General features: G+C 63.8%; 18 protein-coding genes. 2 read left to right on the plus strand and 16 right to left on the minus strand.

Annotated features, from left to right (window positions below):
* Positions 1-83: 83 nt before the first annotated feature.
* The 5 genes from V1279_RS29330 to V1279_RS29350 all read right to left on the minus strand — a co-directional run bounded on the left by V1279_RS29330 (position 84) and on the right by V1279_RS29350 (position 3,489).
* Positions 84-497 carry a VOC family protein gene (locus tag V1279_RS29330; protein ID WP_334443151.1) on the minus strand — a complete coding sequence of 138 codons (414 nt, stop codon included), beginning with the start codon at positions 495-497 and terminating at the stop codon, positions 84-86.
* A gap of 163 nt (positions 498-660) precedes the next feature.
* Positions 661-1,197 (minus strand): SRPBCC family protein, encoded by a 537-nt coding sequence (locus V1279_RS29335; protein ID WP_334443154.1) that lies wholly within the window; start codon positions 1,195-1,197, stop codon positions 661-663.
* 37 nt (positions 1,198-1,234) lie between these two features.
* Entirely contained in the window at positions 1,235-1,648 is a 414-nt protein-coding gene (locus V1279_RS29340; protein WP_334443157.1) for a DoxX family protein, read from the minus strand.
* A 204-nt stretch (positions 1,649-1,852) separates the two neighbouring features.
* Entirely contained in the window at positions 1,853-3,124 is a 1,272-nt protein-coding gene (locus tag V1279_RS29345; RefSeq protein WP_334443160.1) for an RNA polymerase sigma factor, read from the minus strand.
* Positions 3,121-3,489: a YciI family protein gene (locus V1279_RS29350; RefSeq protein ID WP_334446617.1), complete on the minus strand. Its 369-nt coding sequence runs from the start codon at positions 3,487-3,489 to the stop codon at positions 3,121-3,123. The genes V1279_RS29345 and V1279_RS29350 overlap by 4 nt, the downstream gene beginning before the upstream one ends.
* Before the next feature lie 481 nt (positions 3,490-3,970).
* Here V1279_RS29350 and V1279_RS29355 point away from each other — a divergent pair, with 481 nt between their 5' ends.
* Positions 3,971-4,936, plus strand: a complete 966-nt coding sequence (locus V1279_RS29355) for a 2-hydroxyacid dehydrogenase (protein ID WP_334446618.1) — start codon at positions 3,971-3,973, stop codon at positions 4,934-4,936.
* Positions 4,937-4,992: 56 nt separating this feature from the next.
* Here the strand turns inward: V1279_RS29355 and V1279_RS29360 are convergent, their stop codons facing one another.
* A complete protein-coding gene (locus V1279_RS29360) occupies positions 4,993-5,421 on the minus strand; it encodes a VOC family protein (RefSeq protein WP_334443162.1) in 429 nt (142 codons plus the stop codon).
* Positions 5,422-5,654: 233 nt separating this feature from the next.
* Positions 5,655-6,308, minus strand: a complete 654-nt coding sequence (locus V1279_RS29365; RefSeq protein WP_334443165.1) for a TetR/AcrR family transcriptional regulator — start codon at positions 6,306-6,308, stop codon at positions 5,655-5,657.
* A gap of 108 nt (positions 6,309-6,416) precedes the next feature.
* On the opposite strand from V1279_RS29365, the gene V1279_RS29370 reads away from it, so the two are divergent.
* Positions 6,417-7,061, plus strand: coding sequence for a glutathione binding-like protein (locus tag V1279_RS29370; protein WP_334443168.1), 645 nt, complete (start codon positions 6,417-6,419; stop codon positions 7,059-7,061).
* Positions 7,062-7,158: 97 nt separating this feature from the next.
* On the opposite strand, the gene V1279_RS29375 is transcribed toward V1279_RS29370, so the two are convergent.
* From V1279_RS29375 to ruvC, 9 genes are all read right to left on the minus strand, one after another.
* Positions 7,159-7,728, minus strand: coding sequence for a TetR/AcrR family transcriptional regulator (locus V1279_RS29375; RefSeq protein ID WP_334443171.1), 570 nt, complete (start codon positions 7,726-7,728; stop codon positions 7,159-7,161).
* A gap of 4 nt (positions 7,729-7,732) precedes the next feature.
* Positions 7,733-8,200: a nuclear transport factor 2 family protein gene (locus V1279_RS29380; RefSeq protein ID WP_334443174.1), complete on the minus strand. Its 468-nt coding sequence runs from the start codon at positions 8,198-8,200 to the stop codon at positions 7,733-7,735.
* A gap of 67 nt (positions 8,201-8,267) precedes the next feature.
* The gene (ybgC, locus tag V1279_RS29385; RefSeq protein WP_334443177.1) at positions 8,268-8,720 is read right to left on the minus strand and encodes a tol-pal system-associated acyl-CoA thioesterase; all 453 of its coding nucleotides are present in this window, start codon (positions 8,718-8,720) and stop codon (positions 8,268-8,270) included.
* A gap of 216 nt (positions 8,721-8,936) precedes the next feature.
* Positions 8,937-9,848, minus strand: coding sequence for a metallophosphoesterase (locus tag V1279_RS29390; protein WP_334443179.1), 912 nt, complete (start codon positions 9,846-9,848; stop codon positions 8,937-8,939).
* A 250-nt stretch (positions 9,849-10,098) separates the two neighbouring features.
* Positions 10,099-11,148 carry a Holliday junction branch migration DNA helicase RuvB gene (gene ruvB, locus V1279_RS29395; RefSeq protein WP_334443182.1) on the minus strand — a complete coding sequence of 350 codons (1,050 nt, stop codon included), beginning with the start codon at positions 11,146-11,148 and terminating at the stop codon, positions 10,099-10,101.
* Complete coding sequence (locus V1279_RS29400) at positions 11,145-11,564, minus strand: cytidine deaminase (protein WP_065726757.1); 420 nt, start codon at positions 11,562-11,564, stop codon at positions 11,145-11,147. Before V1279_RS29400 ends, ruvB begins: the two co-directional genes overlap by 4 nt.
* A gap of 127 nt (positions 11,565-11,691) precedes the next feature.
* Positions 11,692-12,186: a hypothetical protein gene (locus tag V1279_RS29405; protein ID WP_334443184.1), complete on the minus strand. Its 495-nt coding sequence runs from the start codon at positions 12,184-12,186 to the stop codon at positions 11,692-11,694.
* Complete coding sequence (gene ruvA, locus V1279_RS29410) at positions 12,183-12,800, minus strand: Holliday junction branch migration protein RuvA (RefSeq protein WP_334443186.1); 618 nt, start codon at positions 12,798-12,800, stop codon at positions 12,183-12,185. The genes V1279_RS29405 and ruvA overlap by 4 nt, the downstream gene beginning before the upstream one ends.
* Positions 12,797-13,324: a crossover junction endodeoxyribonuclease RuvC gene (ruvC, locus tag V1279_RS29415; protein WP_334443189.1), complete on the minus strand. Its 528-nt coding sequence runs from the start codon at positions 13,322-13,324 to the stop codon at positions 12,797-12,799. Before ruvC ends, ruvA begins: the two co-directional genes overlap by 4 nt.
* Positions 13,325-13,337 lie beyond the last annotated feature (13 nt).

The raw sequence follows: 13,337 nt of genomic DNA on the forward strand, positions 1-13,337 counted from the left end.
TGGGTGGAGCGCAGCGATACCCATCAATTCCGTTCGTGATGCCGATGGGTATCGCTTCGCTCCACCCATCCTACAATCTGCGCTCACATGTCTTCCTTGGGGCAGTTTACCATCCACGGAATGCCGAACTTGTCGACGCACATGCCGAACCCATTGGAGAAGAAGGTCTTGCCGAACGGCATCCGCACCGTGCCGCCCTCGGCGAGCGCGTTGAAGCGGCGCTCGGCATCCGCGGGATCCTCGACCTGCAGCGAGACGGCAAAGCCCTGCGGCTGATGGTAATCGCCGGGCATGGCGTCCGCCGCCATCAGCACCTCGCCGTCGATCGTGATGCTCGCATGCATGAGCTTGTTCTTCCAGTCGGGCGGCGTCGGCATGTCGGGCGGCGCGCCCTCATAGGGAAACGTCGCCCCGATCTGGGCGCCGAGCACCTTTTCATAATACTTCAGCGCTTCCTGGCAGTTGCCGTCGTAGAACAGATAGGGATTGACCTGCATCGCTGGCTCCATGGGGTTGTTAATCAGTTACGGCATTCCCCGGATGCAGCGCAGCACAAAGTAAAGTGATGCGCTGCTGTTCCGGGGTCCATCGATGGGTCCCGGCTCTGCGTTCGCATCACTTCCGTGCTGCGCCGCGTTCGGGACACGATAGTAGTCGCGCTCATTTCTCGGTTTGCTTCTTCAGATTGGCGAGGCCGGCTTCGAAATCCTTTCCGATCATGTTGTCCAGATTCATGAAGACCTGGATCAGCCTGGTCACGAAGCGTGCGGGACCATGCATCAGCCATGTGACATGGGTGCCATCGCCCTGCGGCAGCATTGTGAACTCGGCGGTGTTGTGGCCTTCGAACGGCTTGAAGAAATCGAGCTTGATGACGATCTTTTGCGGCGCGGAGGCTTCGAGAATTTCCATGCGGCCGGAACCGACATTCTTGTCGCCGTCCCAGGCGTAGACCGCGCCCTTGCCGCGCTCCGCACCGCTATAGGTGCGCTTCATCGCCGGGTCCTTCTGCTCGTAGGGCGACCAGGTCAGCCACTGATGAAAGTCGGAGATCAGCGGAAATATCCCTTCCGGCGGCGCCTTGATGCTTACCGAGCGCTGCACGCGCAGCGTGCCCGGCTTGGTCGCGGCGAGAATGAGGACTGCGGCAATGGCAATCGCCAATATGACAGCGATGGTGACAAGGACTTCAAACATGACTGGCTCCGTATTCGTGAACGACCGTTGAAGCACATCAGCGACGGAACGGGATCAAGCTGCGCAGATTCTTGTCGCGCAGCCACAGCCCGCCCCACACCATCAGGCCGAGATAAAGCCCGAACAAGGCGTGCGTGAACAGGGGGCTGCCGATCCGCACATGCGAGGCCATCGCGCCGCCGAGATAGCCCGTGAGCAGGATCGCACCGAGGATCGAGGTCGGCGGTATCGAGTAGAGCGCGGTGCAGACGATGGTGATGAGGCCGAGGCTTCGCGCCAGCGTTTCGCTCGAACCATAGCTCATCCTGTCCATGGTTTCGGTGACGACCGGCCACGGCACCAGCTTGATGGCGCCGTCGATCAACAGAAACACGATGACCAGCGCGCTCATGATGCGGCCGGTCCAGCGTGCGGGTTTTGAGGCCGGAAGGGTCTCGGCGATGACAGTCATGATTGATCCCCGTGGTCTTGAATGGCTGTTCGATTTCAAGACGAACGAGGAGAGCGGAAACCGACAGGGGGAATGAAAAATTTCGATGTGTGCTTCGTCATGCCCGGGCTTGTCCCGGGCATCCACGTCTTCAGCGGCCTCGGCAAGAAAGACGTGGATGGCCGGGACAAGCCCGGCCATGACGATGGAGAGCGATGGGAACTACTACTTCCCCGCCTTTTTGCCGCGGGGCTGGCTGTCGCGCTGCAGGCGGTCGAGATGCATGCGGATGTGGGCGGCTTCGGCCGAGGTGTTCGCCAGCGCGATGGCGCGGTCGAAGGCGGTGCGGGCCTCGTCGTTGCGGCCGAGCTGCATCAGGAAGGCGCCGCGCACGCCGAAGAAATGAAAATAGTTCGACAGCCGCGGCGCCAATGGTTCGATCATGTCGAGCGCCGCCTGTGGTCCCTTCACCTTGGATACGGCAACCGCACGGTTCAGCGTCACCACCGGCGATGGCTGCATGACCTCGAGCGCGCCATAAAGCAGGTCGATCTGGGTCCAGTCGGTATCTTCAGGCTTTTCGGCGCGGGCGTGCAGCGCCGCGATCGCGGCCTGCACCTGGTAGGGCCCGCTGCGGCGATGACGCATCGCCTTGTCGATCAGCGCCAGTCCCTCGGAGATGAGAGACTTGTTCCACTTGGTACGGTCCTGATCGTCGAGCAGGATCACCGCGCCATCGGCGTCGAACCGGGCCGCAGCGCGCGCATGCTGTATCAGCAGCAACGCGGTCAGCCCCATGATCTCGGGCTCGCTCTGGAACAACCTCAGCAGCAGCCGGGCCAGACGAATCGCCTCCTCGCACAACGGCGCGCGAATCTCGGCGGTATCGCCCGAGGCCGAATAGCCCTCGTTGAAGATCAGGTAGATCATGGCGGCGACGGAGGCGAGGCGTTCAGAGCGCTCCGCCGCATCAGGCGTTTCGAACGGCACGTTGGCGTCGGCCACGCGGGCCTTGGCCCGCGTGATCCGCTGCTCCATCGCGGCTTCCGAGACCAGGAAGGCGCGCGCGATCTGCTTGACTGTCAGCCCTGAGACGATGCGCAGCGCGAGCGCGATCTGCTGCGTCGCCGGCAGGTCCGGATGGCAGCAGATGAACAGGAGCCGCAGGATATCGTCGCGATAGTGCGAGCCGTCGAGCCGCTCGGCAAGCTGTTCCTCGGCGTCATCGAGATCGGATATCGCCTCGTCCTCGGGCAACGCCTCCTGCTTCTTGCTGTGCCTGATATCGTCGATCGCGACGTTGCGCCCGACCATGATCAGCCACGCCGCGGGATCGCGCGGCGGGCCGTTCTGCGGCCAGCTCTTCAGCGCGCGCAAACATGCGTTCTGAAAGGCCTCCTCGGCGGTGTCGAGATTGCGGAAATAGCGCAGCAACGCGCCGACCGCCTGGGGGCGAGCCGAGGTCAGCGCGGCATCGATCCAGGCGGCGTCGGTCACGGCTGCACACTCCCCGGCGCAAACTGGCCGACGGGACGGATCTCGTAGGCGCCGCCGGGATTGGCCGCGCCGAGATCGCGGGCGACGTCGAGTGCCGCGTCGAGGTCCTTGCAGTCGATCAGATAGAAGCCGAGCAATTGTTCCTTGGTTTCGGCATAGGGGCCGTCGAGCACCAGCGGCGGATCGTCCTTGCGCAGCGTGGTCGCCGCCGTCGTCGGCAGCAGCCGCGCGACCGGACCGAGCCGGCCCTGCCTGGCGAGGTTGTCCTGCACGACGGCAAGCTTCTTCATGACCGCGGCGTCCTGTTCCTTGGTCCAGGAACCGACGGTGTCTTCGTCGTGATAGCAAAGGATGGCGTAAAGCATGAGGGCTGACATCTCCGTTGTCATAATGACGAACGATTATGCCCGCTGCCGACAGGTGCGTCGAAGAAATTTTCAGATGTTCCGTTGCCGGTCAGGGGCCGATGATCGGAGGCGGTGGCGGATTGAAGTGCCTGTAGGCGTGGACGATCGCCTTGGAACAAAGACCGCACACACAGAGAATGAGAATGATACACCTGACCGTTTTCATCTGACGGCCTCAACCTTCGTCCTGCCAAAGTCGCGGTGACTGTCCTGGGAGGCGAGCGCCGCCCAGGACATCACCGCTACGATGACGATTTTACGCATTACCAATTGACGCCATACTTGGCGGTGATCCGGCGCACCTTTTGCTCGTCGGCAATTTGCGCATGTGAAGGGCCTCCCTTGTTGAACGAAAGGAGGCTAGAGAAGCGGGTCGATCGATTATGTGATGGGAGTCACGCCGGGTGGCGATGCGAAAGGGACGGCCGAAAGAATGACAGTGAACAAAGGTGCGCTCGCCCTGCTGGTGCATGGCGGGACGGAAAACTGGTCGCCGCAGCGCTGGAAGGGCCGGTTCGACGAGGTCTGCGAGGGACGGTCCGTGCTGCTGCTGCCGGATGCCTCGTTCGATCCGGCGGAGGTGCATTACGCCGCGGTGTGGAAGCCGCATCCGGGCGAACTCGCCGTCTTCCCCAATCTGCGTGTCATCTTCAATCTCGGCGCCGGTGTCGACGCGCTGATGGCGGACCGCTCATTGCCTGACGTGCCGCTGGTGCGCGTGGCCGTCACCGACCTCACCGCGCGGATGACCGAGTACGTCGCGCTGCATGTGCTGATGCACCACCGGCAGGAGCCCTACTTGCGGGAATCCCAGCGCGCAAAGCGCTGGGCGCCGAAATCGCAATGGGCGGCGGCGGCTGTTACGGTCGGCATCATGGGGCTGGGTACGCTCGGGGCCGATGCGGCAGGTGTGCTGAAGCGCCTGGGCTTTCGCGTCGCGGGCTGGAGCCGCAGCCCCAGGGCGATCGACGGCATCGATTGCTTTCACGGCGAAGCGCAGTTCGAAGCGTTCCTGCGGCGGACCGACATCCTGGTCTGCCTGTTGCCGCTGACGCCGGAGACGCGACACATTCTCAACCGTGACGTTTTCAGGAAACTGAACCGCACCAGCCCACTCGGCGCGCCGGTGCTGATCAATGCCGGCCGCGGGGCCTTGCAGAACGAGGCCGACATCCTGCAATGCCTCGACGACGGCACGCTCGGTGGCGCCTCGCTCGACGTCTACGCCACCGAGCCGCTGCCCGTGGACAGCCCGTTCTGGACCCATCCAAAAGTGGTGCTGACGCCGCACAACGCCGCCGACACCGATCCCGACGAGATATCGAAATATGTCGCGCAGCAGATCGCGCGCTTCGAGGCCGGCGGCGCGCTGGAGAATGTGGTGGACCGCAGGCGCGGGTATTGATGATTTGGCCGTCCCTGCGAACTCACGCGTTCGCAGGGAGGACTCCGGGGTTACCCCTACCCCTTCGCCGGCAGATTATGCGCAAAACTCCAGGAATGGCCGAACGGGTCCATGATGCGGGCGTAGCGCGCGCCCCAGAACGAGTCCCACGGCTCCAGCGTGACGGTCGCGCCGGCGTCCTTTGCGCGTTTCACCGCGGCGTCGCAATTTTCGACTTCGAGATGCATGGTCACCGACGTGCCCTTGATCTGGTCCGGCGGAAACACCGCGTCCACGCCATGGGAGCCGCGGTGCTCGGGAAAGTCGTCCATGACGAAAATCCGCGCGCCGTTGACCTGAATTTCCGAATGCATCAGCCGCTTGCCGTCCTCGGCCGGCATCCGGACGGTTTCGGTCGCGCCGAGCGCCTTCTTGTAGAATTCGAGGGCTGCGTTGGCGTCGCGGACGACGAGATGGGGGGTGACGATCTGGACGGGGTCGGTCATGTCTGAGCTCCTGATGCTGGACCACCTGACGAGGACGAACGACGAAGCTGGAAACCGACAGCGATCCGAAAAGAAAGATACTCGTCCCGAAAAGATCGTGTCCCGGCCTTGAGCCGGGACCCAGAGCCAACCGGACATGATCGCTATGGAAGGGGTCCGCCACTACGCTAAAGAGAAATCGCGGAGGCATGGGTCCCGGCTCAAGGCCGGGACACGAAAGGGAAGCAGCAGAGCTAGGCCCCGACCATCACGTCGATCGCGCCGTTGACGATGGCCTCCAGTTCCGCGCGCGGCGTCTGCGCGCGGGCGCGGATGGCGATGGTGTGAATAGTGGCGGAGGCGAGTTGCGCCAGCACGGCCGGATCGGCGCTGTTGGATAGCTCGCCCTTCTCCCTGGCGCGCCGAAAGCAGGCGGCGAAAGCCTTGTCCATTTCGGTCAAGCCTTCCAGCACCAGGGCGCGGATGTCGGGATCTGCGACCGCCTCGGAAGCCGCCGTCATCACCGTGAAGCAGCCGCGGGGGCCTGCTTCACCGGACAGGTAGATGTCGAGCGCCACCGCATAGATGCGGCCGAGCCGCTGCCGGATCGGCAGTTCGTCGCGAAAGATATTGGCCATGGCCGCGCGCGCGTCGTCGCGATAGCGCCGATAGCTCTTGATATAGAGTTCGCGCTTGTCGCCGAAAGCACCATAGAGGCTCGGCCGGTTCATGCCGGTGGCGGCGGAGAGATCGTCCAACGACGTCGCCGCGAATCCATCCTTGCGAAACAGATCGAGCGCTTTGCCCAGCGCCACGTCCGGCTGATAGGCGCGCGGCCGGCCCCGCCGCTTGGGCGGCACGGGAGCGTCGATCTTCGTAACCGGCGGCTTCTTCCTTTTTTGTACCATTTCGCAATAAATTCCTTGACCGGATTTATATTATGCGGAACAGTATAAAAATCAATCCCGCTCGCCCTAAGCGCCGGCCCGATTGATCAACCGCCAAGGAGGCAAACCATGGATCTCTATTTCTCGCCGCTCGCCTGCTCGCTGGCGACCAGGATCGCGCTGTATGAAGCCGGCGCCGAAGCCAACTATCTCGAGGTCGATCCCAAGACCAAAATCGTGCAGAAGGACGGCTCGGATTTCCGCGCCGTCAATCCGCTCGGACTGGTGCCGACCCTGCGCACCGACGACGGCACGGTGCTGACGGAGAACGCGGCGATCCTGCAATACGTCGCCGACCGTTTTCCAAATGCCGGCATTTCGGCCGCATCTGCAGAGGAGCGCAGCCGCCTGCATCAATGGCTCTGCTTCATCGGCACCGAATTGCACAAGGCCCTGTTCGTGCCGCTGCTCGACAAGACGGCGCCGCAGGACGCGAAGACCTATGCGCTAAACAAGAACCTGTCGCGGCTCGACTATCTCGAGAACTACCTGAAGGGCCGCGAATTCCTGCTCGATCATTTCAGCGTGGCCGATGCCTATCTCGTCACCATCATCAACTGGACGATGGCAACGCCGCCGATCGAGCTGGCGAAATGGCCGGACGTGAAAGCCTATTACGAGCGGCTGCGCACCCGCCCCAGCATCGCGAAGGCGGTCGCCGAGGAGTTCGAATTGTACAAGGCCGAACTCGCGCGGCATAAGGCGGCGGCGTAAGAGGGGTAAGCGTAGCCCGGATGGAGCGAAGCGTAATCCGGGACCGCTTGGCACGTTCTGCGCGACGATTCCCGGATTACGCTTCGCTCCATCCGGGCTACGGACTGCCCCCTGCCAACAACCGCGCCGTCAGATCGCTCAGCGCCCGGCGAAATATCCCGGCGTCGTTGCGCGCCCGCGCCAGCACCAGCGCGCCCTGGATGGTCAACAGCGCATCCTCCGCGCGCCGCTGCGCCTGGCTCCTGCTCAATCCGGATCGCCGCAGGAGCTGCGCCAGCGCGGCCTGCCAGCGCGCAAAATAATCGTCGACGCTGGCGGCGAACGTGTCGCGCGCCGCCCCGAGCGCGACCATACCGACCAGACAGACGCGATCGCCGGAATGAAAATACTGGTCGACGCCCGCGATCATAGCGGCGATCGCGCGCGCGGGATCGGAGGCCTCGCGCAACGGCGCATAGATGTTGAGTTCGAACCAGCCGTCGATGTCGGCCAGCACCTCGGCCGCCATCTGTTCCTTGCCACCGGGGAACAGATGATACAGGCTGCCCTTGCCGAGCCCGGTGGCCTCCGTGATCAACGTCAGCGAGGCCCCCTCATAGCCATGCGCGCGAAACACCTCGCCGAGCGCGCGCAACACTTCCCTGCGCTCGACGCCTTTCTTCAGCATCGCGTCACAGCGGGTTCTCGCTTAAGCCCGCGACATCGGCCGGGCGCGCCCCAGGCGCCGGCCAGTGGAAACGGCGCTCGCTGTCCTTGATGGCGATATCGTTGATGCTGGCCTCGCGCCGCCGCATCAGGCCGTGTTCGTCGAACTCCCATTGCTCGTTGCCGTAGGAGCGATGCCACTGCCCGGCATCGTCGTGCCATTCATACTGGAAGCGCACGGCGATGCGGTTTTGATCGAACGCCCAGAGATCCTTGATCAGGCGATAGTCATGCTCCCTGGTCCATTTGCGGGTGAGGAAGGCTACGATCGCATCGCGTCCCTGGAAGAATTCGGAGCGGTTACGCCAGCGGCTGTCCTCGGTATAGGCCAGCGACACCCGCACCGGATCGCGCGAATTCCAGGCGTCTTCTGCCATGCGCGCCTTCTGGGCGGCGGTTTCGCGGGTGAAGGGCGGCAGCGGCGGACGCGACATGACGTTTCTCCGGGTTGACAGTCCGGCGAGACTGTACCGATCGGTACAGAGAGTCAATCGGCAAGAATCAATCCGAAGCCAAGTCGGCCTTCATCAACTGCCGCAGCGATTTCGGGATTGGTTTCGCCCGTCCCTCGCTGATGAAGGCGACGCGCACCTCGGCCTTGACCAGCACGTCCTCCCCGCGCCGCACCTCCTGCGCCAGCGTGATGGAAGCGCCCTTCACTGCGACCGGCCATGTCACCACATCGAGCACGTCATCCATCCGCGCGGGGCGCAGGAAGTCGAGCTCCATCGAGCGCACCACGAAGGCAAAGCCCGGTGTCTCCTCCTGCGCCTGTTCGAACAGCGCCTGCTGCGAGGCGCCCATCAGCCGCAGATGGTTGGTGCGCCCGCGCTCCATGAAGCGCAGATAGTTGGCGTGATAGACGATGCCGGAGAAATCGGTGTCCTCGTAGTAGACACGGACCTGCATGTGATGGCGGCCGTCGCGGATCTCGCCGTCGAGGTAGGGAATCATTTCAAATGATTTACTTGCTCGCGAGCCAGCCTGAGAAACTCTTTCAGATCCCAAGGCACAACACGGCCCGCCTCCACGTCAGCCATACCCTCTTCGATAAGGCTCTTGAGCACAGCGAACTTCCTAGCTTGTTCGGCGGATGAATCCATAAGGTCCAAAGTAACAGCTTTGGTACCGAATGCACAGATGGCGCAACTATTACGTTGAGCAGCAAATCTACGCCACCGCCGGCCGCGCCGCCCCCAGCGTCACCAGCACGATTTCCGGGGGAACGCCGAGACGGAACGGCATGATGCTGCAGCCGAGGCCGCCGGAGACGACGACGTCGCAGTTCATGCGGATGTGACCGTAAGCGAGTTGCTGCCCGGACGGCGAAATCGGCGACCAGCCCAGCATCCGCACCTGGCCGCCATGGGTATGCCCGGAGAGCTGCAGCGCAACGCGCGAGGGCACGCGTTTGGCGACGTCGGGCTCATGCGCCATCAGAACCACCGGCGCGTCGTCGGTGACCTTCGCCAGCGTCGCGCCGAGGTCATCGACGCCGATGCGTTTGAGCGGCCTGAAGCGGCGCGCCGGCATATAGGCGAGTTGGTCGCCGAGACCTGCCAGCCAGAACGCATGGCCGTTCTTGCTGAGTTTCCTGGCGTCGTTCTCGTAAACCGGAATCCCGGCGGCCTCCAATGCGCGGCCTGCGCTCGGCAGTCCCTGCCCTTCGCGCTGCACGGTCTTGTCTTCCCACCAGTCGTGATTGCCGAGCACCGCGTGCACGCCGAGCGGCGCTTTCAGGCCGGCCAGCACGGCGGCCCATTCGGCATCGGGAATGAAGCGGGTCACCTTGCGGTGTCCGGCCACATAGTCGCCGAGCATGACGACGATGTCAGGCTTGAGCGCATTGGTGCGTTCGACGATCTCCTGGATATGATCGAGCGACATCCAGGGATCGCAGGCGTGGAGATCGGCGATGGCGGCGATCCTGAGCTTGAGCCCTGCCGGCCACTGCGGCGGTGAGATGTTGTACCGCACGACGCGAAGCCGGACGACCGGCGCGCTGAATCCGTAAGCGGTGGTCGAGACGCCGAGCGCGCCCAATCCACCCATGGCTTTCAGAAAATGACGGCGAGTTAACATGTGATCCAATCGTGATGCATCGCAAACATGGTGGCGGATTGAGCCCGAATTGCGGTGCGTTTGTGCAGAACGTCAGCAGCCCTCCAGCAGCTTCTCACCAGCGGTTCTGCCCCACCAGCGCGCCTTCAGTTCATTGGGCGCACGGTAACACCAGACGCCGCCGAGGATGTCACAAGCCGGCCGTCGGAGGCGGCCGGCAAGTTCAGTATCTGCCCTTAGTGCGTGTTTGCCGCGACCCGGTTCGAAGCGATCAATCGTCGCTGTCGCCGTTGCCGAACAACCCGAACTGCGCAGGATCGCGGGCGGGCTCGGCGAGGCCGAGATGCCGGAAGGCGTGCGAGGTCAGGAGCCTACCCCGCGGGGTGCGCTGCAAATAGCCGCACTGGATCAGGAACGGCTCGATGATGTCCTCGATAGCATCGCGCGGCTCCGACAGCGCCGCCGCCATGGTCTCGACGCCGACCGGACCGCCACCGTAGTTCAGCGCGATCGTCGTGAGATAGCGCCGGTCCATGGCATCCAGGCCTGCGGCATCGACCTCCAGCGCGCTCAGCGCGTGGTCGGCGATGGCGCGGTCGATGGAGCTTGCGTCCGCGGCAGAAGCAAAGTCCCGCACGCGGCGCAGCAGGCGGCCGGCGATACGGGGCGTGCCGCGGGCGCGGCGCGCGATCTCGTTGGCGCCATCAGGCGTCATGCCGATGTTGAGCACACGGGCACCGCGGGTGACAATCTTTTCCAGTTCCTCCTCGGTGTAGAAATTCAAGCGAACCGGAATGCCGAAACGGTCGCGCAGCGGATTGGTCAATAGCCCGGCGCGGGTGGTGGCACCGACGAGGGTGAATTTGGCGAGATCGATCTTGACCGAGCGTGCCGCAGGTCCCTCGCCGATGATGAGGTCGAGCTGGAAATCCTCCATCGCGGGATAGAGCACTTCCTCGACCGCCGGGCTAAGGCGATGGATCTCGTCTATAAACAGGACGTCGCGCTCTTCGAGATTGGTCAGCAGCGCGGCGAGATCGCCGGCCTTGGCAATGACGGGACCGGACGTCGCGCGGAAACCGACGCCGAGTTCGCGCGCCACGATCTGCGCCAGCGTGGTCTTGCCGAGGCCCGGGGGACCGACGAACAGCACGTGATCCAGTGCCTCGCCCCGCTTGCGCGCGGCCTCGATGAAGATCGAGAGATTCTTGCGCGCCTGCGCCTGACCGACGAATTCAGAGAGCAGTTGCGGCCGCAGCGCGGTGTCACCGACATCGTCGGAACGGCGCTCGGGGGTGACGATGCGGGAGGGGGTGTTCACCCGTTGCCCCTCCGGTACTTGTTCGGCAAAAGCTCGCCGATGGTGACGACCTTCGGCTCGCGGCCATTGTCGGGAACGATGACCCGCGCCTTTGCATCGTAATCATGGATCAGCTCGCGACAGATGCCGCAGGGCGATACCACGGCGATACTGCCGGGCTCGTCCGGCTTGGGATGGCGCACGGCGACGATGGTCTCAATGCCGCGATCGCCGGTTTCGGTGATGGCGCGCCCAATGGCGATCGCCTCCGCGCAGACGGCGATCCGGCCGATATAGGCATCGATATTCACGCCAGTGACGATGCGGCCGTCGCGGGTGCGCATCGCAGCGCCGACCTCCTGCCACTTGTTGCGATAACGCGGCCTGATCGCGTCAATCGCGGCGGCAATTAGTTCCTGGTCTTTCTCGCTCAACATGGCAGCAACGCATTCCTTCGACAGTCAGTCGCGAACATAGTCTATTTCGCCAGTTCCTTCAGTCCCGGCGCGGTATCGCCGACACCGTTGGATCGGCGCCCGGGCGTGACAATGCGGGAGGATGTGATCATGCCGCGACCTGGTTAGCGGTCCGGCGGCGGAATGGCCACAGGAGCGTGTTGCAGATCAGCCAGCTCAGTATCGCGGCACCAGTATGCAGGACCAGGAATATCGATAACCCTTCCCAGGCAGGCGGACCGGCGCGTTTCACCATCATAAAAACGGTGTACGCCACGGTGACGAATAGCGACCCAAAAAAGATCGGCCGGAAGGGCACCATTCCGTCCCGTGATGCGGCTTGAGCGATCGAAGCCACGAAGGCCAGGAACAGCGCCTGCACACCGCCGGCAATATAGGAAGCTACCGCAAAAACGCCGAACGTCCGCAGATAGATCGAGGCGTTGTAGCTCGTGGCAGGTTGACCTTGCCCGAAAATCAATGCCGTTCCCCACAGCACCAGGAAACCGAGCGGCGGGCCGGCGGCGAGAAAGATCAGGAACACCAGCGCCGTCTTCGGTGTAAATCCCACCGCGGCGCTCACGTTATCGGCCGCGCTACTCACTTCGCCAGCTCCTTTAAGCCCAGCCGGATAAGCTGCGCAGTCTCGGCTTTCTCACCGGCGCTGCGCGAGGCGGCGGCGATGGCGGCTGCCGCCTGCGGCTGACCGTAGCCGAGATTGACCAGCGCGGAAATCGCGTCGGTGACCGGGCGTGGCGCGCGGTGATCGTCGACCGCGCCGGCGAGATGCACCACGGCGGGATCGACATTGGCGAATGCAGGCGCCTTGTCCTTCAACTCGCTGACGATGCGCTCGGCGACTTTCGGGCCGACGCCGGGCGTGCGCGATACCGCGGCCTTGTCGCGCAGCGCAATGGCGTTGGCGAGTTCGGCCGGCGGCAGCGTCGAGAGCACCGCGAGTGCTACCTTGGCGCCGACGCCCTGCACGGTCTGCAGCAGGCGAAACCATTCGCGCTCGACGTCGCTGCGGAAGCCGAACAGCTTGATCTGGTCCTCGCGGACATAGGTTTCGATGGAGAGCACCGCCGCGTCACCCGGCGACGGCAGCGCCTGCAGCGTGCGCGACGAGCAATGCACCTGATAGCCGACGCCGCCGACGTCGAGGATCACGTAGTCCTCGCCGTAGGAATCGATCAGGCCTTTCAGTTTACCGATCATAGGCTCGCTACCTTCAGCCGCAGCGCCGCGCTGCCGCGGTGATGGGCGTGCGTGATGGCAATCGCGAGCGCGTCGGCGGCGTCAGGGGATTTCGGCTCGGCCTTCGGCAGCAATATCTTCAGCATCACAGCGATCTGGTTCTTGTCGGCATGTCCCGCGCCGACCACGGTCTTCTTGACCTGATTGGGCGCATATTCCGCAACCGATATGCCGAACATCGCGGGCGCCAGCATGGCGACGCCGCGGGCCTGGCCGAGTTTCAGCGTGGCGACGCCGTCCTTGTTGACAAAAGTCTGTTCGACCGCGGCCTCCGCCGGCCTGAAGTCGCCGAGGACTGCGGCAAGCCCTTCATGGATCGCCAGCAGGCGGCTGGCCAGCGGCAGACCGTCCGGCGGCTCCACCGAACCGCAGCCGATGAAGACAAGCCGGTTGCCCTCGGTCTCGATCACGCCCCAGCCGGTGCGGCGCAGGCCAGGGTCGATGCCGATGATCCGGACGGGTTGGCGAATCGGTGGGGGTGTCATGGCGTAGTGATAA

The organism is Bradyrhizobium sp. AZCC 1610 (assembly GCF_036924515.1).
Lineage (GTDB): Bacteria > Pseudomonadota > Alphaproteobacteria > Rhizobiales > Xanthobacteraceae > Bradyrhizobium.

What these genes read in the sequence shown, in the direction of transcription:
- V1279_RS29330 (WP_334443151.1), bottom strand. Translation starts at nt 497, where the DNA reads ATGCAGGTCAATCCCTATCTGTTCTACGACGGCAACTGCCAGGAAGCG.
- V1279_RS29335 (WP_334443154.1), bottom strand. Translation starts at nt 1,197, where the DNA reads ATGTTTGAAGTCCTTGTCACCATCGCTGTCATATTGGCGATTGCCATT.
- V1279_RS29340 (WP_334443157.1), bottom strand. Translation starts at nt 1,648, where the DNA reads ATGACTGTCATCGCCGAGACCCTTCCGGCCTCAAAACCCGCACGCTGG.
- V1279_RS29350 (WP_334446617.1), bottom strand. Translation starts at nt 3,489, where the DNA reads ATGCTTTACGCCATCCTTTGCTATCACGACGAAGACACCGTCGGTTCC.
- V1279_RS29360 (WP_334443162.1), bottom strand. Translation starts at nt 5,421, where the DNA reads ATGACCGACCCCGTCCAGATCGTCACCCCCCATCTCGTCGTCCGCGAC.
- V1279_RS29365 (WP_334443165.1), bottom strand. Translation starts at nt 6,308, where the DNA reads ATGGTACAAAAAAGGAAGAAGCCGCCGGTTACGAAGATCGACGCTCCC.
- V1279_RS29370 (WP_334443168.1), top strand. Translation starts at nt 6,417, where the DNA reads ATGGATCTCTATTTCTCGCCGCTCGCCTGCTCGCTGGCGACCAGGATC.
- V1279_RS29375 (WP_334443171.1), bottom strand. Translation starts at nt 7,728, where the DNA reads ATGCTGAAGAAAGGCGTCGAGCGCAGGGAAGTGTTGCGCGCGCTCGGC.
- V1279_RS29380 (WP_334443174.1), bottom strand. Translation starts at nt 8,200, where the DNA reads ATGTCGCGTCCGCCGCTGCCGCCCTTCACCCGCGAAACCGCCGCCCAG.
- ybgC (WP_334443177.1), bottom strand. Translation starts at nt 8,720, where the DNA reads ATGATTCCCTACCTCGACGGCGAGATCCGCGACGGCCGCCATCACATG.
- V1279_RS29390 (WP_334443179.1), bottom strand. Translation starts at nt 9,848, where the DNA reads ATGTTAACTCGCCGTCATTTTCTGAAAGCCATGGGTGGATTGGGCGCG.
- V1279_RS29400 (WP_065726757.1), bottom strand. Translation starts at nt 11,564, where the DNA reads ATGTTGAGCGAGAAAGACCAGGAACTAATTGCCGCCGCGATTGACGCG.
- ruvA (WP_334443186.1), bottom strand. Translation starts at nt 12,800, where the DNA reads ATGATCGGTAAACTGAAAGGCCTGATCGATTCCTACGGCGAGGACTAC.
- ruvC (WP_334443189.1), bottom strand. Translation starts at nt 13,324, where the DNA reads ATGACACCCCCACCGATTCGCCAACCCGTCCGGATCATCGGCATCGAC.